This window comes from Collimonas fungivorans Ter331 (assembly GCF_000221045.1).
Taxonomy (GTDB): Bacteria; Pseudomonadota; Gammaproteobacteria; order Burkholderiales; family Burkholderiaceae_D; genus Collimonas; species Collimonas fungivorans_A.
In genome coordinates, this window is the sequence record NC_015856.1 from 4361849 (window position 1) to 4387553 (window position 25705).

Below are 25705 nucleotides of genomic sequence, written 5' to 3' on the forward strand. Positions count from 1 at the left end.
CTGACCTTGACGATTTTGCACAGGGGATGACGGCAAGCGCACAATTTTCCTCCACTGCAATCCAAAGAGACCGCCTTGTCGATCAAATTAATCTGATACCGACCGAACGTTCATATCGTGTCGAAATGACGTAAGTCTATTGCCGCATTTTACCACCACAAAAATATTGCAAATTAGAAATAATATTTCGTTCCTTCGTTGGAGAGATTCGATCGCGGTCTCACCAACTCAGCTGTAATGACGTTGTTAGTTCGTAGCGAAAATAAAATAAATTCCAGCTTTAAAAACAAATGAAAACAAATGCAATCGCTTTTTAACATACTGGCCTCACAAAAATACTATAAATCGTTGATTTAATAGAGAAAAAACTTTCGGAGAAATTTAATCGAATTTCGGAGAAATTTAATCGCGGACAGAAGCCGAATGCGGGCTTGAAAAATCGACAGAGCGTCCCTATACTTAGCACTCGTTAGGAGAGAGTGCTAACAATCTCCTCGACCTAGTCACTGTGCGGCGCATCCATATAGCAAAGCAGAGCGGTCAGTCCACTTTGCTGCGATGTTGCTGCAAATACAAATAACCTGTTGAATCTCAAGGAGTCACATATGAATCTTCGTCCTTTGCACGATCGCGTCATCGTCAAGCGTCTCGACCAAGAAACTAAAACTGCATCCGGCATCGTGCTGCCAGACGCTGCTGCTGAAAAGCCGGACCAGGGTGAAGTCCTGGCCGTAGGCAACGGCAAGATCCTGGAGAACGGCAACGTCCGCGCGCTGGCAGTCAAGGTTGGCGACCGCGTTCTGTTCGGCAAATACTCCGGCCAGGCTGTCAAGATCGACGGCCAGGAACTGCTGGTGATGCGCGAAGAAGACTTGTTTGCCGTAGTCGAAGGCAAGTAATTTCGGTTAATCCGGGATTTTCCGACTGACCGGCGCCTGGCGCCCCTTTCGGATCCCTGCGTTATCCAAGCTACACAATCGAATTCAACCTATTCAGGAGAATAAAACATGGCAGCAAAACAAGTAATTTTCGGCGATGAAGCACGCGCCAAGATCGTCAACGGCGTCAACATCCTGGCTAACGCAGTCAAGGTAACGCTGGGTCCTAAGGGCCGTAACGTGGTCCTGGAACGCAGCTTCGGCGCTCCTACCGTTACTAAAGACGGTGTGTCGGTCGCTAAAGAAATCGAACTGAAAGACAAGCTGGAAAACATGGGCGCGCAGCTGGTGAAAGAAGTCGCTTCCAAGACTTCCGACAACGCTGGCGACGGCACCACTACTGCAACCGTGCTGGCGCAAGCCATCGTGCGCGAAGGCTTCAAGTACGTTGCCGCCGGTTTCAACCCGACAGACCTGAAGCGCGGTATCGACAAAGCTGTTGTCGCCATCGTTGCTGAAATCAAGACACTGTCGAAGCCAACTACCACCAGCAAGGAAATCGCTCAAGTCGGTTCGATCTCGGCTAACTCCGACGCTGACATCGGCGAAATCATTGCCAAGGCAATGGACAAGGTCGGCAAAGAAGGCGTGATCACTGTCGAAGACGGCAAGTCGCTGGAAAACGAACTGGACATCGTCGAAGGCATGCAATTCGACCGCGGCTACCTGTCGCCATACTTCATCAACAATCCGGAAAAGCAAGTTGTTGCGCTGGAAAATCCGTTCGTCCTGCTGTTCGACAAAAAAGTATCGAACATCCGTGACCTGCTGCCGATCCTGGAACAAGTCGCCAAGTCGGGCCGTCCTCTGCTGATCATCGCAGAAGATGTCGAAGGCGAAGCGCTGGCTACCCTGGTTGTGAACAACATCCGCGGCATCCTGAAGACTGCAGCTGTCAAGGCCCCAGGCTTTGGCGACCGCCGCAAAGCCATGCTGGAAGACATCGCTATCCTGACCGGCGGCCAAGTGATCGCTGAAGAAGTCGGCCTGACTCTGGAAAAAGCTACTCTGGCTGAACTGGGCCAAGCCAAGCGTATCGAAATCAGCAAGGAAAACACCACCATTATCGACGGCGCCGGCGAAGCCGTCACCATCGAAGCTCGCGTCAAGCAAATCCGTGCGCAGATCGAAGAAGCCTCTTCGGACTACGACCGTGAAAAACTGCAAGAACGCGTTGCCAAGCTGGCTGGCGGCGTTGCGCTGATCCGCGTTGGTGCTGCAACCGAAGTTGAAATGAAAGAAAAGAAAGCCCGCGTTGAAGATGCTCTGCACGCTACCCGTGCAGCAGTAGAAGAAGGCGTTGTGCCAGGCGGCGGCGTTGCATTCCTGCGCGCACGTGCCAACATCAAGGACCTGAAGGGCGACAATGCTGACCAGGAAGCCGGCATCAAGATCGTGCTGCGCGCGATCGAAGAGCCACTGCGCCAGATCGTATTCAACGCTGGCGACGAGCCATCGGTTGTGGTCAACGCAGTCTTGGCTGGCAAGGGCAACTACGGTTACAACGCTGCCGACGGCACTTATGGCGACATGATTGCACTGGGCATCCTGGATCCAACCAAGGTTACCCGTTCGGCACTGCAAAACGCCGCTTCGGTTGCTGCCCTGATCCTGACTACTGAAGCGATGATCGCTGAACAGCCAGAAGACAAGTCGGCTGGCGGCATGCCAGGCGGTATGGGTGGCATGGGCGGTATGGGTGGTATGGACGGCATGATGTAATTACAAAGGCCGGCACTCTTCCGGCCTTTGTAAAACATCTGTTGTTGCTTTATGAAAAAGCCTGCGATGGTTATCCGTCGCGGGCTTTTTTACATCGCGCTCCGTAGTCCGTTAAATGGGGGCGGAGTAATTTTCGCAAAAAACGCGAAAAAAACTCCGACCCCATTTAACTGCGTCTGCGGTGTTTGCATAGACACGACGGTAATAACGCCATGCCTAAATGTTCCTTCCCATGGTTGATAAACGCTTATAAAATAAGCACCTACTAAAATACATAACGGCGGCGAGATTGTTGATGTTTATGCAATCAGCTGCCTTTTTTTCATTCTGAGATGATAGAAATCAAAGCAGTCACCCAGCGCTTCAACGGCGCCCGCGGGCCGGTCGATGCGGTGCGCAACGTCAGCCTGTCGATCCGCAAAGGGGAAATCTTCGGCATCATCGGCCGCAGCGGCGCCGGCAAGAGCACTCTGGTGCGTTGCCTCAACCTGCTGAACCGCCCTACTTCCGGCAACATCATCGTCGACGGCAAGGACCTGACCGCGCTCGACGCCGAACAGCTGCGCGGCGCGCGGCGGGAAATCGGCATGATTTTCCAGCACTTCAACCTGCTGTCGTCGCGCACCGTATACGACAACATCGCGCTGCCGCTGGAACTGGCCGGCTTGTCGAAAAGCGAGATCGCTAAAAAGGTCACGCCGCTGCTGGAACTGGTCGGGCTGACCGCGCTCAAGGACAGTTATCCGGCGCAGATCAGCGGCGGCCAGAAGCAGCGTGTCGGCATCGCGCGGGCCTTGGCGAATGAGCCGAAAGTCTTGTTGTCGGACGAAGCCACCTCGGCGCTCGATCCGGAAACCACCCGCTCTATCCTGGAACTGCTGCGCAAGATCAATCGCGAACTGGGCTTGACCATCGTCTTGATCACGCACCAGATGGAAGTCATCAAGATGATCTGCGACCGCATGGCGGTGATGGAAAGCGGCGAAGTGATCGAGCACGGCGAAGTGCTCGAACTGTTCCGCTCGCCCAAGCACGAAGTCACGCGCGCCCTGATCGGCGACGTGATTGCCCAGGAACTGCCGCAAGGCGTCTTGCAGCGGCTGCGCGCACGGCTGGCGCAGAGCGATGCCGGTAGCGGCACCGACCACCTGTTCCGGTTTGCCTTCACCGGCTCCGGCGTCGACCAGCCCCTGCTGTCGGAAGCGGTGCGCAAGTTCGACCTGGATTTCAATATCCTGCACGGCCAGATCGATGAAATACAAGGGCAGGCGTTCGGTTCGCTGGCGATCCTGGCCAACGGCACCAGTGAAAACATCGCCGCCGCCATGGCTTACCTGACGGCCCAGGGCGTCACCGTTGAGGAGTTGAACCATGTCATCTGAAATGCTCGATCTGTTCTTGTCGTCTTTCGGGGAAACCCTGATGATGGTCGGCATCTCCGGCATCCTCGGCGCCCTGCTTGGCGTGCCGCTGGGAATCGCGCTGCACCTGACCGGCCGCGATGGCGTGCTGCCGCATCCGCTGTTCAACCGGGTGGCCGGGCTGATCGTCAATGCGGTGCGTTCGACGCCGTTCATCATCCTGCTGGTGGCGGTGATTCCGTTCACGCGCTTTTTTGTCGGCACCTCGATCGGCACCGCGGCGGCGATCGTGCCGCTGACGATCGCTTCCGCGCCGTTCATCGCACGCCTGGTGGAAACCGCGTTGCGCGAAGTCGAGCGCGGCCTGATCGAAGCAGCGCAAGCGATGGGCGCCACCACCTGGCAGATCGTCTACAAGGTGCTGGTGCCGGAAGCCTTCGCCGGCATCGTCGCCGGCCTGACGATTACCTTCGTCAGCCTGGTCGGCTACTCGGCGATGGCAGGCGCCATCGGCGGCGGCGGCCTGGGCGACCTCGGCATACGCTACGGTTACCAGCGTTTCCTGCCTGAGGTGATGCTGCTGGTGGTGGTGATCCTGATCGTGTTTGTGCAACTGGTGCAGACGCTGGGCGACATCCTGGTGCGCCGCCTCAGCCATCGCTGATTTTTTCGGGACCCTGCGCACGCAGTTGCTGGCGCCGGACCTGCCATGATTTTTGAAAGGAAGAAAATGAATCGTCGTCAATTAGTACAGTTCTTTACCGGCCTGGGCCTGATCGCAGGCTTGAGCGCTGCTCCCGTCAGCGCTGTCTTCGCGCAGGACAAACCGATCAAGATCGGCGCCACCGGCGGTCCGCATGCGCAGATCCTGGAAGTGGTCAAGAAAGTCGCGGCCAAGGATGGCTTGACTATCCAGATCGTCGAATTCAGCGATTACATCCAGCCCAACGCCGCACTGGCTGCCGGCGACCTGGACGCCAACAGCTACCAGCACTTGCCTTACCTGGAAGCGCAGATCAAGGACCGCGGCTACAAGCTGGTCAATGTCGGCTACACCATCACTTTCCCGATGGGCGTGTATTCGAAGAAAATCAAGTCGCTCAAGGACCTGAAAACCGGCGCCCGTGTCGGCGTGCCTAACGATCCGACCAACGGCGGCCGTGCCCTGCTGCTGCTGCAGGCGCAAGGCGTATTGAAGCTGAAAGCGGATGCCGGCTTGAAAGCGACGCCGCTGGATATCGTGGACAATCCGAAGAAACTGAAGATCGTCGAAATCGATGCGGCCCAGCTGCCGCGCTCGCTGGATGACCTCGATGCAGCAGCGATCAACGGCAACTACGCCGAATCGGCCGGGCTGGATCCGACCAAGGACGGCATCGCCATCGAAGCAGCGAAAGGTCCGTACGCCAATGTCATCGCAGTGCGTGCCGCCGACAAGGACAAGCCGTGGGTGGCCAAGCTGGTCAAGGCTTACCACAGCCCTGAAGTCAAACAGTATGTCGTGGACCAGTTCAAGAGTTCGGTGATTCCGGCCTGGTAATCCAGGTTAAAAACACACGACAAAACACAAAAGCCCGCGCTGCATATGCAACGCGGGCTTTTTTTTCGCCGCGATTTATCTCATCGCGGCGAAAAAGCGCTTACTGCCACCGCAAGCCGTAGCCAACGCTCAAACCGGTATTGGTGCCGGTGGAGCTGACACCGATGCCCCAGGCGCTATTGCCCTTCTTGCTGACCGACCTGAATTGCAAGGACAGCGCACCGTAACCCTGGTAGGAGCCGATGCCGACGCCCAAGCCCTTTTCGCCGCCGTACAAGGTCGGCATCACTGCACCCGTCGCGGCCATGCTCATGGCGATGCCGGCATAGGCGATACGCTTGATGTCGCCGATCTGGTTCTGTATGTCGCGCAGCTGGGACACATTCACGGCGTCGGTCAGGTTGATCCCTGGCGCGACGTTGGTGATGCGGCGTTCGCTGCCGGCGGCGCCGACCGATACTGTATTGGCCTGGTTCGCTATCGAGTAGGCGCCCAGCGCCACCGAACGGTTCGCCGTAGCCTGGGCGCCGGCGCCCAGCGCTACTGCGTCGTTGCCGGAAGCCAGTGCATCGTTGCCGACTGCCACGGTCGGATCGCCGGTGGCGCGGGCGTTATAGCCGATCGCTACCGAACCTGCTTGCGACGCCAGGGCGCGGAAGCCGACTGCCGTAGTGTTGGTGTCGGTCGCTTGCGCATTCGAACCGATCGCCGTTGCGCCGTCCTTGGTCGCTTGCGCACACAGGCCCAAACCGGTGGCGTCGACGCCGCTGACACTACCGCAGGTGGCGGCGTTCACATTGTTGATGGTCGTGCCGCTGGTGCCGCGGGTGCGTACGCTGCCGTTGCTGTTGGCGCCGCCTATGGTCGTCGCGCCGATGGTGGCGCCATTAGCGTTAGCTGCCGTGGATGCGTCGACCAGCGGCTTCAAGGAAGTCGATAATGAAGCCGCGCCATTGGCCATATTGCTGAGGCCGGTCGACAGCGAACCCACTTGACTCAGGCCTGTCGACAAGGAAGAAATTCCTGTCGACAAAGAGGCGATACCGCTCGATGTCGAGCTCGACAGCGAACTCACATTGCTGGTGGTGGCGGACAATCCCGTCGACAAGGAATTGACGTTCGACGTATTGCTGGACAGTCCGGTCGACAGCGAATTGATGCTGCTGGTGTTGGTCGACAAAGCGGTCGACGTCGAGGTCGACAGCGAACCGACATTGCTGTTGGTGGTGCTCAGGCCGGTCGACAGCGAACCGAGGCCGGCCGAGGTCGAAGTCGACAGCGAGTTCAACTGGCTGACGTTGACCGCGTCGAAGTTTTCCGTACCGGCGGCGACGTTGATGATCTGCCGCTCCTTGCCCACCGAACCGACCGACACCACATTGTCACGGTCTGTACCGAGCACCGACTGATTGGCCGAATTAGCGCCGATCGCCACCGAATTCGAACCGGTGCTCACCTTCGCATCATCCGAACCATCCAGCTTACCGTCCGCCTTGAAATAATTGGCGACACCCGATTTCTGCAGGTTGGAAACGCCGGTCGACAGTGAACTTACATTGCTGTTCACGGTGCTCAAGCCGCTCGAAGTAGAAGTCGACAGGGAATCCACGTTGCTGTTGGCGCTGCTCAGGCCGGTCGAAGCCGAGGTCGACAGCGAGGCGATACCGGTTGATGTCGAGGTCGACAGCGACGAGACGTTGCTGCTGGTTGTGCTCAGGACGGTCGAAGTTGAGGTCGACAGGGAATCCACGTTGCTGTTGGCTGTACTCAGGCCGGTCGAAGTCGAGGTCGACAACGACGAGACATTGCTGTTGGTCGTGCTCAGGCCGGTCGAAGTCGAGGTCGACAGCGAAGCGATGCCCGTCGAAGCCGAAGTCGACAACGATGTGACATTGCTGTTGGTGGTGCTCAAACCTGTGGAAGTCGAGGTCGACAGGGAATTCACATTGCTGTTGGCGGTGCTGAGGCCGGTCGAAGTCGAGGTCGACAGCGATGTCACGCTGCTGTTGGCCGTGCTCAGGCCGGTCGAAGTCGAGGTCGACAGCGAAGCGATGCCGGTCGAAGTCGAAGTCGACAGCGATGAGACATTGCTGTTGGTTGTACTCAGGCCGGTCGAAGTTGAAGTCGACAGCGAATCCACATTGCTGTTGGCTGTGCTCAGGCCGGTCGAGGTTGAAGTCGACAAGGAATCCACATTGCTGTTGGCGGTGCTCAGGCCGGTAGAAGTCGAGGTCGATAGCGAACTGATGCCGGTGGAAGTCGAGGTCGACAGCGATGAAACGTTGCTGTTGGTGGTGCTCAGGCCGGTCGAGGTTGAAGTCGACAGCGAATCCACGTTGCTGTTAGCGGTGCTGAGGCCGGTCGAAGTTGATGTCGACAGCGACGTCACGCTGCTGTTGGCGCTGCTCAGGCCAGTTGAAGTCGATGTCGACAGCGAAGTAATGCCCGTCGAAGCCGAAGTCGACAGCGACGAAACGTTACTGTTGGTAGTGCTCAGGCCGGTCGAGGTTGAAGTCGACAGGGAATCCACGCTGCTGTTGGCTGTGCTCAAGCCGGTCGAAGTAGACGTCGACAGCGACGTCACGCTACTGTTGACAGTGCTCAGGCCGGTCGAAGTCGATGTCGACAGCGAAGTAATGCCGGTCGAAGCCGAAGTCGACAACGATGTGACATTGCTGTTGGTGGTGCTCAAACCTGTGGAAGTCGAGGTCGACAGGGAATTCACATTGCTGTTGGCTGTGCTGAGGCCGATCGAAGTCGAGGTCGACAGCGATGTCACGCTGCTGTTGGCGGTGCTCAGGCCGGTCGAAGTCGAGGTCGACAGCGAAGCGATGCCGGTCGAAGTCGAAGTCGACAGCGATGAGACATTGCTGTTGGTTGTACTCAGGCCGGTCGAAGTTGAAGTCGACAGCGAATCCACATTGCTGTTGGCTGTGCTCAGGCCGGTCGAGGTTGAAGTCGACAAGGAATCCACATTGCTGTTGGCGGTGCTCAGGCCGGTAGAAGTCGAGGTCGATAGCGAACTGATGCCGGTGGAAGTCGAGGTCGACAGCGATGAAATTAATTAATTAACGGTCGAGGTTGAAGTCGAGAGTGACTTGACATTGCTGTTGGTGGTGCTCAAGCCTGTGGAAACGGAGGTCGACAAGGAAACGATGCCGGTCGACAGGCTGCTCACGCCGGTGCTCAATTGCGCCACGGTCACTATATCCTGTGCTGCCGAGCCATCCGCAACGTTGGTAATGCGGCGCAATGCACCAGAGGATCCTACTGAAACTTCGGAAAGCGGAGCGGCCGTGCCTGTCAGGAAACCGGTGCCGGTCGGCGCTGCTGCGCCGGTGACCGAACCAGCACCAAGCGCCACGCCATTGGCGTATGACACAGTGGCGCCAAGTCCCAGCGCCACGCCCGCGGTTGCTGTCGAAACCACCGACGACTGGCCGCCGATGGCGATTCCGTCCGTCGCCAGTGCCTGCGCGCCCTTGGTTGCATTGCCGCCGATCGCCACCGCGCCGGCCGCGCCAGCCTGGGTGGAATTGGCGATAGTCGGCGCAGTAGTGCTGCCGCCCGAACCGATGGCGACTGCAAAAGTCTGCGTCGCCTGGCTCAGCAAACCGAGCGCTACGCTGCTGTTTCCTGTAGCTGTTGCTTGCACGCCGACAGCCGTAGCCTGCGTCCCGGCCTGGGCCATGAAACCCATGGCCGTACCGTAATTACCCTTGACCTGGGTGCCTGTTCCGAACAATGTCACAGAAACGAAACCGCCACCGCTGGCGCCGCAACCTGCAACTGTGGAAGCATAGTTGCTGCCATCGGTTTGATACATGGTCGCCGCGCCAGGGGCGTTAAACACCGTTCCGTCCAGGCCGGTATAGCTGGCGCCGCAACCCGAACCGCCGCCGTTGGCGATAGTGGCGGCATATCCGGACAAGGGCAGCGCCAGCGTCAGCGCCAGCACCGAGGTCTTGAGCGGAAACCCGCCGGCCAGCAGCGATCCCCACACCGAGCCGGTTACCGTAACCGGCGCGCTCGCCGTACGGCTGGAACCGGATCGTTTGCCCTTGGCGGCAGCAAGTTCGGAGACCGCAATCCAGGCCCCCAGGACTTGGCTGTACACAGTGCGGTAAATTTTATTCATGGTTGGCTCTATACAAAATGACTACGGTTTGCGACAAAGGATCAGGCGGAAATCAGGCGGCAACATCTTATTTCCACTTGAAGCCGTAGCCGGCGCTGAAACCTGTCGCACTACCGGTGGTGCTGGTGCCGGCGCCCCACGCGCTTTGGCCGTTCTTGCTGATAGCCTTGAACTGCAAGGCCAGTGCACCGTAACCCTGGTAAGAACCAAGACCGACGCCCACTCCCTTGTCCCCCGCATCCAGGGTCGGCATCACCGCGCCCGACATGGCCATGCTCATGGCGATACCGGAGTAGGCAATGCGCTTGACGTCGCCCAGCTGGTTCTGCACATCCCGCAACTGGGACACGTTGACCGCATCGGTCGGATTGATCCCCGGCGCGACGTTGGTGATACGGCGCTCGTTGCCGGCAGAGCCGACCGACACCGTATTGTCCTGATCGGCCACCGAGTTCGCGCCCAGCGCCACCGAACGGTTCGCCGTGGCTTGCGCGCCGGCGCCCATCGCCACTGCGTCGTTGCCCGACGCCAGCGAGTTCTGGCCGATCGCCACGGTCGGGTCGCCGGTCGCCCGGGCGTTGTTGCCGATCGCTACCGAGCCGGCTTGCGAAGCCAGGGCACGGAAACCCACGGCGGTGGTGTTGGTGTCGGTCGCTTGCGCGTTCGAGCCGATCGCCGTTGCACCATCCTTGGTCGCCTGTGCGCAGAGGCCGGTGCCGGTAGCGTCGACGCCATTGACGCTGCCGCAGGTGGCGGCATTCACATTGTTGATGGCCGTGCCAGCGGTGCCGCGGGTCCGCACCGTGCCGTCGCTATTGGCGCCGCCGATGGTGGTGGCGCCGATGGTGGCGCCGTTGGCAGTAGCGGCATTACTGCCGTCCACCAGGGGCTTCAGCGCCGTCGACAGGGAATTTGTGCCATTGGTGATGTTGTTGAGGCCGGTGGAGAGCGATGTCACAGTGCTCAAACCGGTCGACAAGGAAGAAATGCCTGTCGACAGCGAAGCAATCCCGCTCGAGGTTGAAGTCGACAGCGAACTCACATTGCTGTTGGTGGTGGACAAGCCGGTCGACAGCGAACCCAGGTTCGAGGTGGTGCTGGAGAGGCCGGTCGACAGCGAATTGATGCTGCTGGTGTTGGTCGACAGGCCGCTTGAGGTCGAAGTCGATAGCGAACTGACGTTGCTGTTGGTGGTGCTCAGGCCGGTCGACAGCGAACCGAGGCCGGTCGATGTCGAAGTCGACAGCGAGTTCAGTTGGCTGACGTTGACCGCATCGAAGTTTTCCGTACCGGCCGCGACGTTGATGATCTGCCGTTCCTTGCCCGCCGAACCGACCGACACGACGTTAGAGCGATCTGTGCCGACGACTGACTGGTTGATCGAATTGGCGCCGATCGCCACCGAATTCGAGCCGGTGCTTACCTGCGCATCGTCCGAACCGTCCAGCTTGCCGTCTGCCTTGAAATAATTGGCGACACCCGATTTCTGCAGGTTGGAGACGCCTGTCGACAGCGAGCTCACATTGCTGTTGACCGTGCTCAGGCCGGTCGAAGTTGAGGTCGACAGCGAATTGACGTTGCTGTTGGTGGTGCTCAGGCCGGTCGAGGCCGAGGTCGACAAGGAAGCAATTCCGGTCGAAGTCGAGGTCGACAGGGAATCCACATTGCTGTTGACTGTGCTGAGGCCCGTCGATGTTGATGTCGACAGCGATGTGACGTTGCTGTTGGTGGTGCTCAGGCCAGTCGAGGTCGACGTCGACAGCGATGTGACGTTGCTGTTGGTAGTACTCAGGCCAGTCGAGGTCGACGTCGACAGCGAGGCGATGCCGGTTGAAGTCGAGGTCGACAGGGAATCGACATTGCTGTTGACTGTGCTCAGGCCGGTCGAAGTCGAGGTCGACAGCGACGTGACGTTGCTGTTGGTGGTGCTCAGGCCCGTCGAAGTCGAGGTCGACAGTGAAGTCACGCTGCTGTTGGTAGTGCTCAGACCGCTCGAGGTCGATGTCGACAGCGAGCCGATGCCGGTCGAAGTCGAGGTCGACAGAGAATCGACATTGCTGTTGGTAGTGCTCAGACCCGTCGAAGCCGAAGTCGACAGCGACGAGACATTGCTGTTGGTGGTGCTCAGGCCGGTCGAAGTCGAGGTCGACAATGACGTGATATTGCTGTTGGTGGTGCTCAGGCCGGTCGAGGTCGAAGTCGACAGCGAAGCAATGCCTGTAGAAGTCGATGTCGACAGCGAGGCAACGTTGCTGTTGGCGGTGCTCAGGCCGGTCGAAGTCGATGTCGACAGCGAGGCAACGTTGCTGTTGGTGGTGCTCAGGCCGGTCGAGGTCGAAGTCGACAGCGAGGTCACGTTGCTGTTGGTAGTACTCAGGCCGGTCGAGGTCGAAGTCGACAGCGAGGCGATGCCGGTCGAAGTTGAGGTCGACAGAGAGTCCACATTGCTGTTGGCTGTGCTCAAGCCGGTCGAAGTCGAGGTCGACAGCGACGAGACATTGCTGTTGGTGGTGCTCAGGCCGGTCGAGGTCGAGGTCGACAGCGAAGTCACGCTGCTGTTGGTGGTGCTGAGGCCGCTGGATGTCGACGTCGACAGCGAACTGATACCGGTCGAAGTCGAGGTCGACAGGGAATCCACGTTGCTGTTGGCTGTGCTCAGGCCGGTGGACGTCGAGGTCGACAGCGACGAGACATTGCTGTTGGTGGTGCTCAAACCAGTCGAGGTTGAAGTCGACAGCGACGTCACGCTGCTGTTGGTGGTGCTCAGGCCGCTGGATGTCGATGTCGACAGCGAGCTGATGCCGGTCGAAGTCGAGGTCGACAGGGAATCCACATTGCTGCTGACCGTGCTCAGGCCGGTGGAAGTCGAAGTCGACAGCGAGGCGACATTGCTGTTAGTGGTGCTCAGGCCGGTCGAGGTAGACGTCGACAGCGAAGTCACGCTGCTGTTGGTCGTGCTCAAGCCACTGGAGGTCGATGTCGACAGTGAGCTGATGCCGGTCGAAGCCGAGGTCGACAGGGAAGCGACGTTGCTGTTGGTTGTGCTCAAACCTGTGGAAGTCGAGGTCGACAGCGAGGCGACGTTGCTGTTGGTGGTGCTCAGGCCGGTCGAAGTTGAAGTCGACAGCGAAGCAATGCCGGTCGAAGTCGAAGTCGACAGCGATGTCACGTTGCTGTTGGCGGTGCTTAGGCCGGTCGAACTGGAGGTCGACAGCGACGATACGCTGCTGTTAGCGGTGCTCAAGCCGGTGGAGGTGGAGGTCGACAGGGAACTGATGCCAGTCGACAGGCTGCTCGCGCCGGTACTCAATTGCGCCACGGTCACTGCATCCTGTTGTGCCGAACCGTCCGCGACATTGGTGATGCGTCGGCGTGCAGTTGCGGAACCAACCGAGACTTCAGACAGCGGAGCGGCCGTGCCTGTCAGGAAACCGGTGCCGGTAGGCGCCGCTGCGCCGGTGACCGAACCGGCGCCAATCGCCACGCTATTGGCGTATGACGCATTGGCGCCAAGCCCCAGCGCCACGCCCCCAGTCGCTGTACTTGCCACAAACGATTGGCCGCCAATGGCGATTCCGTCCGCCGCCAGTGCTTGCGCGCCCTTGGTTGCGTTGCCGCCGATCGCTACGGAGCCGGCCCCTTTAGACAGGGTGGAACTAGCTATAGTCGGCGCGGTGGTGCTGCCACCCGAACCGATGGCGACGGAATTGGTTTGCGTTGCCTGGCTCAGCATGCCGACCGCCACGCTGCTGTTTCCCGAAGCATTCGCTTGCACGCCGACCGCCGTCGCTTGCGTGCCAGCGATGCTCATGAAGCCGTTTGCGGTGCCGTAATTTCCCGTCACCTGCGTGCCCGAACCAAACAGCGTCACGCCAGTCAAGAGATTACCGTTGGCGCCGCAACCTGCAACCGTCGAATAGAAACCGCTGCCATCGGTAAAAGTACCGGTGGTACTTGTGCCGTCCACGCCGGTAAAGGCAAGTCCTATATTGGTGTTACAGCCAACCGGGGTAATGGTGGAGGCGTAACCTGACAAGGGCAGCGCCAATGCCAACGCCAGCACCGACGTCTTTAAGGGGAAGTCCCCGCTCAGCAGATATCTCCAGCCGGCGTCCCCTGCCGAAACAGGCGCGCTCGCGGAACGGCTCGAACCTGTTTGTTTACCCTTTGCGGCGACCAGTTCCGAAACGGCAACCCAGGTACCCAGGATTTGGCTGTAGACGGTGCGGTAAATTTTATTCATGGTTGGCTCGATGCAAAAGTAGATACGAAAAATAGATGCGAAAGTAGGCGCTGCTTACAGCAAGAGATCAGCTTGATCACGCAGGAAAAAGGGAAAAACTAAGCGGCGAACAGATAGCGGACGGCGGATAACGAGCACTCTGCGGCGCCTGTGGAAAACGTCATGCCCAGGGGGAACAGCAAAGCCAGGCCGGCAAGGCCAAGGGCTGGTATAGCGTTAAAAGTCACACTTGCAGATGGTGTGGCGCTTGGCACCCGACGTAATTTGTTCATTTTTCCCTCCCAGGAAACTCAGCGTTGTTATTACCGCAAGGAACTCTTTAATCACATCAAGGTGGCGGAGGCGAGGTGATCGGCGTCACGTTCGTCTCAACTGCCGGTATCAAGAGCCCAGACAATTCAGAAGACAGCCGAAATTTATCACCGCATCTCGTTCCATTTTTCGCAACTTAACAATCTTTGACACCGTGTAACATTGGTTCACACTTTCTTTTCCGCATGGCAACTTTGTGTCTCCTGAACGCCACTGAGCTAAGCATTTAATGAATATTATTTTGACAATGTTTTAAAAAACAAATGTCAAATGCATCTCCAGGCGCACGGCCGGCAAAATCGCAAGACGATAAAAAACCCGCAACAACTTGGCGTCATTGCGGGTTTTTTCGGTACTGCCGACGTATTTCTTATTTCATCCTGGTCCGGCCGATCTGGCGGCCGCTGAGGCAGGTCACCACAGCTTGAAGTCGACCCCGGCCGATACGCCCCAGACACTGCCGGTGGTGCTCACGCCGACGCCCCAGGTATTGTTGCCGCTGGCGGTTTTTGCCCTGAATTGCAAGGCCAGCGCGCCATAACCCTGGTAAGAACCGATACCTACTCCCATCCGCCCTTCTCCGCGCTCCAGCGCCGTAGTCACGGCCCCCGCCATCGCCATGCTCATGGCGACGCCTGAATAAGCGATCCGCTGTACGGTACCAATCTGGTTTTGCACGCTATGGAGCTGCGACACATTCACGGCATCGGTCGGGTTGACCCCCGGCGCCACATTGGTGATGCGGCGTTCGTTGCCGGTGGAGCCGACCGATACCGTATTGGCCTGGTCCGCCACCGAGTACGCGCCCAGCGCCACCGAACGGTTCGCCGTGGCTTCCGCCCCTGCTCCCATCGCTACCGCATCATTGCCCGAAGCCAGCGCATTGTTGCCGATGGCTACAGTAGGGTCGCCGGTCGCCCGGGCGTTATAGCCGATCGCCACCGAACCGGCCTGCGACGCCAGGGCACGGAAGCCCACCGCGGTAGCGTTAGTATCCGTCGCTTGCGCATTCGAACCGATCGCTGTTGCGCCATCCTTGGTCGCTTGCGCGCACAGGCCAGTGCCGGTGGCATCGACGCCACTGACGCTGCCGCAAGTGGCGGCATTCACATTGCTGATTGCCGTGCCGCTGGTGCCGCGGGTCTGCACGGTGCCGTTGCTATTGGCACCGCCGATGGTCGTAGCGCCGATGGTCGAGCCGTTGGCGCTGGCAGCATTCGCGCTATCCACCAAAGGCTTGAGCGACGTCGACAAGGAAGTGGCGCCATTGGCGATGTTGTTCAGGCCGGTGGAGAGCGACGTCACCGTGCTCAAACCGGTCGACAAGGAGGATATGCCTGTCGACAGGGAAGAAATCCCGCTCGAGGTCGAGGTGGACAGCGAACTGACATTGCTGTTGGTGGAGGACAGCCCGGTCGACAAGGAACCCAGGTTCGAGGTATTGCTCGAGAGGTTGGTCGACAGCGAATTGATGCTGCTGGTGTTGGTCGACAGGCCGGCCGAAGTCGAGGTCGACAGCGAGTTGACGTTGCTGTTTGTCGTGCTCAGGCCGGTCGACAGCGAGCCAAGGCCGGCGGAAGTTGACGTCGACAACGAATTCAGCTGGCTGAGATTGACTGCATCGGTATTCTGCGTACCGGCCGCGACGTTGATGATCTGCCGTTCCTTGCCGGCCGAACCTACCGACACCACATTGATGCGATCTGTGCCAGCGATCGTTTGATTGATCGAATCGGCGCCGATTGCCACCGAATTCGAACCAGTGCTCACTTGCGCATTATCGGAACCATCCAGCTTGCCGTCCGCCCTGAAGTAGCCGGTCACACCTGAGTTCTTCAGGCCGGTCGACAGGGATGTAACGTTGCTATTGGTGCTGCTCAAGCCCGTGGACAAGGATCCTACATTGCTGGTAGTGGTGCTCAATCCGGTCGACAGGGATCCGATGTTGCTTGTGGTGGCGCTAAGGCCGGTTGACAGCGACGATACGTTGCTATTGGTTGTACTCAGGCCTGTGGACAGCGAAGCGACGCCGGTTGATGCTGAGGTCGACAACGACGTCACGTTGCTATTGGTTGTGCTCAGGCCAGTGGACAGTGAAACGACGCCGGTTGATGTGGAGGTCGACAACGACGTCACGTTGCTATCGGTTGTGCTCAGGCCAGTAGACAGTGAAGCAACGCCTGTTGATGTCGAAGTCGACAGCGACGACACGTTGCTGTTAGTTGTGCTCAGGCCAGTGGACAGCGAAGCGACACCCGTTGATGTCGATGTCGACAGCGAAGAAACGTTGCTGTTGGTTGTACTCAAACCAGTAGACAGCGAAGCAACACCAGTCGACGTTGAAGTCGATAGCGATGTCACATTGCTGTTGGTTGTGCTCAGGCCAGTAGACAGCGAAGCGACACCTGTCGATGTCGAGGTCGACAGCGACGAGACATTGCTATCCGTCGTACTCAAACCGGTGGACAACGATGTGATACCGGTTGACGCCGAGGTCGATAGCGACGAGACATTGCTGTTAGTTGTGCTCAGACCAGTGGACAGCGAAGCGACACCCGTTGACGCCGAAGTCGACAGCGACGAGATATTGCTATCCGTCGTACTCAAACCTGTCGATAACGATGACACACTGCTGTTAGTTGTACTCAGGCCAGTAGACAGTGATGCAACACCAGTCGATGTCGAGGTCGACAGCGACGAGACATTGCTGTTGGTTGTGCTCAAACCGGTGGATAGCGAAGCAGCGCCCGTTGAGGTCGAAGTCGACAGCGACGACACGTTGCTGTTGGTTGTGCTCAGACCAGTGGACAGCGATGCGACACCCGTTGACGCCGAAGTCGACAGCGACGAGACATTGCTATCCGTCGTACTCAAACCTGTCGATAACGATGACACATTACTGTTAGTTGTGCTAAGGCCAGTAGACAGTGACGCAACACCAGTCGATGTCGAGGTCGACAGCGACGAGACATTGCTATCTATCGTACTCAAACCGGTGGACAACGATGTAATACCGGTTGACGCCGAAGTCGACAGCGACGATACGTTACTGTTGGCTGTACTCAGACCAGTGGACAATGAAGCGACGCCAGTTGATGTCGAGGTCGACAGAGACGAGACATTGCTATCCGTCGTACTCAACCCAGTGGACAACGATGTAATGCCCGTCGAAGTCGAAGTCGACAACGACGAGACATTGCTGTTAGTCGTATTCAAACCTGTCGACAACGATGACACGTTACTGTTAGTTGTGCTCAAACCCGTAGACAGTGACGCAACACCAGTCGAGGTTGAAGTCGACAACGACGTCACTTTGCTATTGGTGGTACTCAGGCCGCTCGAGGTTGACGTCGACAGCGAAGCGATGCCCGTAGACGTCGAGGTCGACAACGACGTCACTTTGCTATTGGTGGTGCTCAGGCCGCTCGAAGTTGACGTCGACAGCGAAGCGATGCCCGTAGACGTCGAGGTCGACAACGACGTCACTTTGCTATTGGTTGTGCTCAGGCCGGTCGAGGTTGACGTCGACAGCGAAGCGATGCCCGTAGACGTCGAGGTCGACAACGACGTCACTTTGCTATTGGTGGTGCTCAAGCCGGTCGAGGTTGAGGTCGATAGCGAAGCGATGCCCGTAGACGTCGAGGTCGACAACGACGTCACTTTGCTATTGGTGGTGCTCAGGCCGGTCGAAGTTGACGTCGACAGCGAAGCGACACCAGTCGATGTAGAAGTCGACAGCGACGATACGTTACTGTTGGTTGTGCTCAAGCCCGTCGAAGTGGATGTCGACAGCGAAGCGATGCCCGTGGACGTCGAAGTCGACAGCGATGAGACATTGCTGTTGGTTGTACTCAGGCCGGTCGAAGTGGATGTCGACAGCGAAGCGATGCCCGTAGACGTCGAAGTCGACAGCGATGAGACATTGCTGTTGGTTGCACTCAAGCCAGTAGACAACGAAGCGACACCAGTTGATGTAGAAGTCGACAACGACGTGACATTACTGTTCGTGGTACTCAAGCCGGTCGAAGTGGAACTCGACAGCGACGAGACATTGCTGTTGGTTGTACTCAGGCCAGTCGATGTAGAAGTCGACAACGAAGAAACATTGCTGTTCGTGGTGCTCAGGCCGGTCGAGGTTGATGTCGACAGCGAAGCGATACTGGTTGATGTCGAGGACGACAATGACGAAACGTTACTGTTCGTGGTACTCAAGCCGGTCGAAGTTGATGTCGACAGTGAAGCGATACCGGTTGATGTCGAAGTCGACAGCGACGAGACATTGCTGTTCGTGGTGCTCAGACCGGTCGAGGTTGAAGTCGACAGCGAAGCAATACCGGTTGATGTCGAAATCGACAATGAGGAGACATTGCTGTTCGCAGTACTCAGGCCGGTCGAAGTCGAGGTCGACAGCGAAGCGATACCGGTTGATGTCGAGGTCGACAGTGACAACACGTTGCTATTCGTAGTACTCAGGCCAGTAGACAACGAAGCAACGCCAGTAGATGTAGACGTCGACAGCGAGGCGATGCCTGTGGACGTCGAAGTCGACAGCGACGAGACATTGCTGTTGGTTGTACTAAGGCCAGTAGAAAACGAAGCGACGCCAGTCGATGTAGAAGTCGACAACGAAGAAACATTGCTGTTCGTGGTGCTTAGGCCGGTCGAAGTGGATGTCGACAGCGAAGCGATGCCAGTAGACGTCGAGCTCGACAACGACGTCACGTTGCTATTGGTTGTGCTCAGGCCAGTAGACAGCGAAGCGACACCAGTTGATGTGGATGTCGACAACGAAGAAACATTGCTGTTCGTGGCGCTCAGGCCACTCGATGTTGAGGTCGACAGCGAAGCGATACCGGTTGATGTCGAAGTCGACAGCGACGTCACGTTGCTGTTAGTTGTGCTCAGGCCAGTGGACAGCGAAGCGACACCAGTCGATGTAGACGTCGACAACGAAGAAACATTGCTGTTTGTAGTGCTCAGGCCGGTCGAGGTTGACGTCGACAGCGAAGCGATACCCGTAGACGTCGAGGTCGACAACGACGTCACGTTGCTGTTAGTGGTGCTCAAACCGGTAGACAACGAAGCAACGCCAGTCGATGTGGACGTCGACAACGATGAGACATTGCTGTTAGTCGTGCTCAGGCCGGTCGAGGTCGAGGTCGACAGCGAAGCAATGCCGGTTGATGTCGAAGTCGACAACGAGGAGACATTACTGTTCGTGCTGCTCAGGCCGGTCGAGGTTGATGTCGACAGAGATGTTACGTTGCTGTTGGTTGTACTCAGGCCAGTAGACAACGAAGCAACGCCAGTCGATGTAGAAGTCGACAACGACGAGACATTGCTGTTAGTCGTGCTCAGGCCGGTCGAGGTTGACGTCGACAGCGAAGCGATACCCGTAGACGTCGAGCTCGACAACGACGTCACGTTGCTGTTGGTTGTGCTCAAACCGGTAGACAACGAAGCAACGCCAGTCGATGTGGACGTCGACAACGACGAGACATTGCTGTTAGTCGTGCTCAGGCCGGTCGAGGTTGATGTCGACAGCGAAGCGATACCCGCAGACGTCGAGCTCGACAACGACGTCACGTTGCTGTTGGTTGTGCTCAAACCGGTAGACAACGAAGCAACGCCAGCCGATGTAGAAGTCGACAACGACGAGACATTGCTGTTAGTCGTACTCAGGCCAGTCGAGGTTGACGTCGACAGCGAAGCGATACCCGTAGACGTCGAGCTCGACAACGACGTCACGTTGCTGTTGGTTGTGCTCAAACCGGTAGACAACGAAGCAACGCCAGTCGATGTGGACGTCGACAACGATGAGACATTACTGTTAGTCGTGCTCAGGCCGGTCGAAGTTGACGTCGATAGCGAAGCGACACCAGTTGATGTAGAAGTCGACAACGACGAAACATTGCTGTTAGTCGTGCTCAGGCCGGTCGAAGTTAATGTCGACAGAGATGTTACGTTGCTGTTGGTTGTACTCAGGCCAGTAGACAACGAAGCAACGCCTGTTGATGTAGAAGTCGACAGCGAAGCGATGCCGGTTGATGTCGAAGTAGACAGCGACGAAACATTACTGTTAGTCGTGCTCAGGCCGGTCGAGGTTGACGTCGACAGCGAAGCGATGCCCGTAGACGTCGAGGTCGACAACGACGTCACGTTGCTGTTGGTTGTGCTCAGGCCAGTAGACAGCGAAGCGATGCCCGTAGATGTCGAGGACGACAGCGACGAGACATTGCTGTTCGTGGTACTCAAACCGGTAGACAGCGACGCTACCCCCGTCGAGGTCGAAGTCGACAATGAGGCGATGCCTGTGGATGTCGAGCTCGACAACGACGAGACATTACTGTTCGTCGTGCTCAGGCCAGTCGAGGTTGATGTCGACAGAGATGTTACGTTGCTGTTGGTTGTACTTAGGCCAGTAGACAACGAAGCGACACCAGTTGATGTAGAAGTCGACAACGACGAGACATTGCTGTTAGTCGTGCTCAGGCCGGTCGAGGTCGAGGTCGACAGCGAAGCAATGCCGGTTGATGTCGAGGTCGACAACGACGAGACATTACTGTTAGTCGTGCTCAGGCCGGTCGAAGTTGACGTCGACAGCGAGGCGATGCCTGTGGATGTCGAGGTCGACAGCGACGAGACATTGCTGTTGGTTGTGCTCAGGCCAGTGGACAGCGAAGCAATACCAGTCGATGTAGAAGTCGACAATGACGAGACATTACTGTTAGTCGTGCTCAGGCCGGTCGAAGTTGATGTCGACAGAGATGTTACGTTGCTGTTGGTTGTACTCAGGCCCGTAGACAACGAAGCAACGCCTGTTGATGTAGAAGTCGACAGCGAGGCGATGCCTGTGGATGTCGAGGTCGACAGCGACGAGACATTGCTGTTGGTTGTACTCAGGCCGGTAGACAACGAAGCAACGCCAGTTGATGTAGAAACCGATAACGACGAAACATTACTGTTAGTCGTGCTCAGGCCGGTCGAGGTTGAGGTCGACAGTGAAGCGATACCGGTTGATGTCGACGTCGACAACGAGGAGACATTGCTGTTCGTGGTGCTCAGGCCAGTTGAAGTGGATGTCGACAGCGAAGCAATACCGGTTGATGTCGAAGTCGACAACGAAGAAACATTGCTGTTCGTGGTGCTCAGGCCAGTTGAAGTGGATGTCGACAGCGAGGCGATGCCTGTGGATGTCGAGGTCGACAGCGACGAGACATTGCTGTTGGTTGTACTCAGGCCAGTAGACAACGAAGCAACGCCAGTTGATGTAGAAGTCGACAACGAAGAGACATTACTATTCGTGGTGCTCAGGCCGGTCGAGGCTGACGTCGACAGTGAAGCGATGCCCGTAGACGTTGAGGTCGACAACGACGTCACGTTGCTGTTAGTTGTGCTCAGACCAGTGGACAGCGAAGCGACACCCGTCGATGTAGAAGTCGACAATGACGAGACATTACTGTTAGTCGTGCTCAGGCCGGTCGAAGTTGACGTCGACAGCGAGGCGATGCCTGTGGATGTCGAAGTCGACAGCGACGAGACATTGCTGTTGGTTGTGCTCAGGCCAGTGGACAGCGAAGCAATACCAGTCGATGTAGAAGTCGACAATGACGAGACATTACTGTTAGTCGTGCTCAGGCCGGTCGAGGCTGACGTCGACAGCGAGGCGATGCCCGTGGACGTCGAAGTCGACAGCGACGAGACATTGCTGTTGGTTGTACTCAGGCCAGTAGACAACGAAGCAACGCCAGTTGATGTAGAAGTCGATAACGATGAAACATTACTGTTAGTCGTGCTCAGGCCGGTCGAGGTTGACGTCGACAGCGAGGCGATACCGGTTGACGCCGAAGTCGACAACGAGGAGACATTACTGTTCGTGGTACTCAAGCCGGCCGAGGTTGATGTCGACAGCGATGAGACATTGCTGTTGGTTGTACTAAGGCCCGTAGACAACGACGTGACGCCAGTCGACGTCGAGGTCGACAACGAGGACACATTGCTATTGGTTGTACTCAAGCCGGTTGACAGTGAAGCCGCACCGGTCGATGTAGAAGTCGACAGCGACGAGACATTGCTGTTGGTTGTACTCAGGCCAGTAGACAACGAAGCAACGCCCGTTGATGTAGAAGTCGATAACGACGAGACATTGCTGTTAGTCGTGCTCAGGCCGGTCGAGGTCGAGGTCGACAGCGAAGCGATACCCGTAGACGTCGAGGTCGACAACGACGTCACGTTGCTGTTAGTGGTGCTCAAACCGGTAGACAACGAAGCAACGCCAGTCGATGTGGACGTCGACAACGACGAGACATTGCTGTTAGTCGTGCTCAGGCCGGTCGAGGTCGAGGTCGACAGCGAAGCAATGCCGGTTGATGTCGAAGTCGACAACGAGGAGACATTACTGTTTGTGCTGCTCAGGCCAGTCGAGGTTGATGTCGACAGAGATGTTACGTTGCTGTTGGTTGTACTCAGGCCAGTAGACAAGGAAGCAACGCCAGTCGATGTAGACGTCGACAACGACGAGACATTGCTGTTAGTCGTACTCAGGCCAGTCGAGGTTGACGTCGACAGCGAAGCGATACCCGTAGACGTCGAGCTCGACAACGACGAGACATTACTGTTAGTCGTGCTCAGGCCGGTCGAGGTTGAGGTCGACAGTGAAGCAATGCCGGTTGATGTCGAGGTCGACAGCGACGTCACGTTGCTGTTGGTTGTGCTCAGGCCAGTAGACAACGAAGCAACGCCAGTCGATGTAGACGTCGACAACGAAGAAACATTGCTGTTAGTCGTGCTCAGGCCGGTCGAGGCTGATGTCGACAGCGAAGCGATACCCGTAGACGTCGAGGTCGACAGCGACGTCACGTTGCTATTGGTTGTGCTCAGGCCAGTAGACAACGAAGCGACACCGGTCGATGCCGAAGTCGACAACGACGAAACATTACTGTTAGTCGTGCTCAAACCGGTAGACAACGAAGCAACGCCAGTCGATGTGGATGTCGACAACGAAGAAACATTGCTGTTCGTGGTGCTCAGGCCACTCGATGTTGAGGTCGACAGCGAAGCGATACCGGTTGATGTCGAAGTCGACAGCGACGTCACGTTGCTGTTCGTGGTACTCAAACCGGTAGACAGCGACGCTACGCCCGTCGACGTCGAAGTCGACAGCGAAGCGATGCCCGTAGACGTCGAGCTCGACAACGATGTCACCTTGCTGTTGGTTGTGCTCAAACCGGTGGACAGCGAAGCAACACTAGTCGATGTAGACGTCGACAATGACGAGACATTACTGTTCGTAGTACTCAAGCCGGTCGAGGTTGACGTCGACAGCGAGGCGATGCCCGTGGACGCAGAAGTCGACAGCGATGAAACATTGCTGTTGGTTGTGCTCAGGCCAGTAGACAACGAAGCAACGCCTGTTGATGTAGAAGTCGACAACGACGAGACATTACTGTTAGTCGTGCTCAGGCCGGTCGAGGTTGAGATCGACAACGACGTCACGTTGCTGTTGCTTGTGCTCAGACCAGTGGACAGTGAAGCGACACCAGTTGATGTCGAGGTCGACAACGAGGAGACATTGCTGTTCGTGGTGCTCAGGCCGGTCGAAGTGGAAGTCGATAATGAAGCGATACCCGTAGACGTCGAGGTCGACAACGACGTCACGTTGCTATTGGTTGTGCTCAGGCCGGTGGATAGTGAAGCAACACCGGTCGATGTCGAAGTCGACAACGACGAAACATTACTGTTCGTGGTACTCAACCCGGTGGACAAAGAGGATTCCGCCACTCGTGACGTGCTAATACCAGTAGAGGTAGAGGTCGACAGCGACGAGACGTTGCCGTTAGTTGTGCTCAGGCCGGTGGACAGCGAAGCAACCCCCGTCGAAGTCGAAGTCGACAGTGACGACACGTTGCTATTGGTTGTGCTCAGACCCGTGGATAGCGAAGCGACGCCAGTCGATGTAGAAGTCGACAACGACGAGACATTACTGTTAGTCGTGCTCAGGCCGGTCGAGGTTGATGTCGACAGAGACGTTACGTTGCTATTCGTTGTACTCAGACCAGTGGACAACGAAGTAATACCAGTCGATGCCGAAGTCGATAACGACGACACGTTGCTGTTCGTTGTACTCAGACCAGTCGACAATGAAGCAGCGCCGGTTGATGTCGAAGTCGATAGCGATGTCACACTGCTATTCGTTGTACTCAATCCAGTAGACAAGGAGGATTCCGCGACTCGTGACGTACTGATACCTGTGGAGGTTGAGGTCGACAGCGATGTCACACTGTTATTCGTTGTACTCAATCCGGTAGACAGCGAAGCAACACCAGTCGAAGTCGAGCTCGACAACGACGACACGTTGCTGTTGGTTGCGCTCAAACCGCTGGACAACGAAGAGACACCGGTTGATGTCGAAGTCGACAGCGACGATACATTACTGTTAGTCGTGCTCAGACCTGTCGAAGTGGATGTCGACAGCGAAGCGATACCCGTAGACGTCGAGGTCGACAACGACGTCACGTTGCTGTTCGTTGTGCTCAGACCAGTTGACAACGAGACGGCACCAGTTGACGTGGACGTCGACAGCGATGTCACGCTGCTATTCGTGGTACTCAACCCGGTGGACAAAGAGGATTCCGCCACTCGTGACGTACTGATACCAGTAGAGGTAGAGGTCGACAACGACGAGACGTTACCGTTGGTTGTGCTCAATCCGGTGGACAGCGAGGTGATGCCGGTTGACGCTGAAGTCGACAACGATGTCACGTTACTGTTAGTTGTACTCAAACCAGTGGACAACGAAGCAATACCAGTCGATGCTGAAGACGATAACGACGATACGTTGCTGTTCGTTGTGCTCAAACCCGTCGACAACGACGTGACACTGCTGTTGGTTGTGCTCAGTCCGGTTGATAACGACGTGATACCGGTTGACAGTGAATTGACGCTCGTTGACTCCGAGGTCGATAGCGAGGAGATACTGCTATTGGTTGCGCTCAGCCCAGTCGATAGGCTGGTTACCGTCGTTGACGTGGAGGTCGATAAACTGTTGAGGTACACCCTGGTGTTGTTTACATAATTAACACAGGAAGCCGTGCCGCCATACATGGTGCCACCTGAACCTGCCGTACACACCGCTTCTGGCAGTGTTTGCGCAAACACGTAATTCGGCGTAAACAAAAATAACTGCACGCAGAGCCCTGCAGCCCCCATCACAGCAGTAACGGCTGAGCCACTACGTTTCCCGCGAGCCGCCGTATTTTCAGACACGGCAATCCACGTGCCAAGGACTTCGCTATAAACGCTACGGTAAATCTTATTCATGACTGGCTCTATGCAAAAGGTGGCACGGCTTGCGGCATAGAATCAGACCGATTGCGCAGGCAAAACCACATGGAATATAAAAATCTGGGGAGTATCTGAAGACAGCTGAGGCCGCAGTCACTTTGGAATCGC

The 25705-nt window shown here is 57.1% G+C and carries 7 protein-coding genes and 1 pseudogene; 5 read left to right on the forward strand and 3 right to left on the reverse strand.

The features are described 5' to 3' along the window. Positions 1 to 605 precede the first annotated feature (605 nt). The 5 genes from groES (at position 606) to CFU_RS19405 (ending at position 5561) form a co-directional block, all read left to right on the forward strand. Positions 606 to 899: a co-chaperone GroES gene (groES, locus tag CFU_RS19385; RefSeq protein ID WP_041742468.1), complete on the forward strand. Its 294-nt coding sequence runs from the start codon at positions 606 to 608 to the stop codon at positions 897 to 899. Positions 900 to 1007: 108 nt separating this feature from the next. Beyond that, positions 1008 to 2660, forward strand: coding sequence for a chaperonin GroEL (gene groL / locus CFU_RS19390; RefSeq protein WP_014007697.1), 1653 nt, complete (start codon positions 1008 to 1010; stop codon positions 2658 to 2660). A gap of 332 nt (positions 2661 to 2992) precedes the next feature. Further along, on the forward strand, positions 2993 to 4042 hold the full coding sequence (locus tag CFU_RS19395; protein ID WP_014007698.1) for a methionine ABC transporter ATP-binding protein: 1050 nt from the start codon (positions 2993 to 2995) through the stop codon (positions 4040 to 4042). Then, on the forward strand, positions 4032 to 4685 hold the full coding sequence (locus tag CFU_RS19400) for a methionine ABC transporter permease (protein WP_014007699.1): 654 nt from the start codon (positions 4032 to 4034) through the stop codon (positions 4683 to 4685). The genes CFU_RS19395 and CFU_RS19400 overlap by 11 nt, the downstream gene beginning before the upstream one ends. A 66-nt stretch (positions 4686 to 4751) precedes the next feature. Then, positions 4752 to 5561, forward strand: a complete 810-nt coding sequence (locus tag CFU_RS19405) for a MetQ/NlpA family ABC transporter substrate-binding protein (protein ID WP_041742469.1) — start codon at positions 4752 to 4754, stop codon at positions 5559 to 5561. Between the two features lie 100 nt (positions 5562 to 5661). Here CFU_RS19405 and CFU_RS25615 read toward each other — a convergent pair. The 3 genes and pseudogenes from CFU_RS25615 to CFU_RS24090 all read right to left on the reverse strand — a co-directional run bounded on the left by CFU_RS25615 (position 5662) and on the right by CFU_RS24090 (position 25573). Beyond that, positions 5662 to 9699: pseudogene (locus CFU_RS25615) on the reverse strand (ESPR-type extended signal peptide-containing protein). Positions 9700 to 9766: 67 nt separating this feature from the next. Then, positions 9767 to 13942, reverse strand: coding sequence for an ESPR-type extended signal peptide-containing protein (locus tag CFU_RS25620; protein ID WP_014007704.1), 4176 nt, complete (start codon positions 13940 to 13942; stop codon positions 9767 to 9769). A 726-nt stretch (positions 13943 to 14668) separates the two neighbouring features. Then, the gene (locus tag CFU_RS24090) at positions 14669 to 25573 is read right to left on the reverse strand and encodes an ESPR-type extended signal peptide-containing protein (protein WP_014007705.1); all 10905 of its coding nucleotides are present in this window, start codon (positions 25571 to 25573) and stop codon (positions 14669 to 14671) included. Positions 25574 to 25705: the final 132 nt, after the last annotated feature.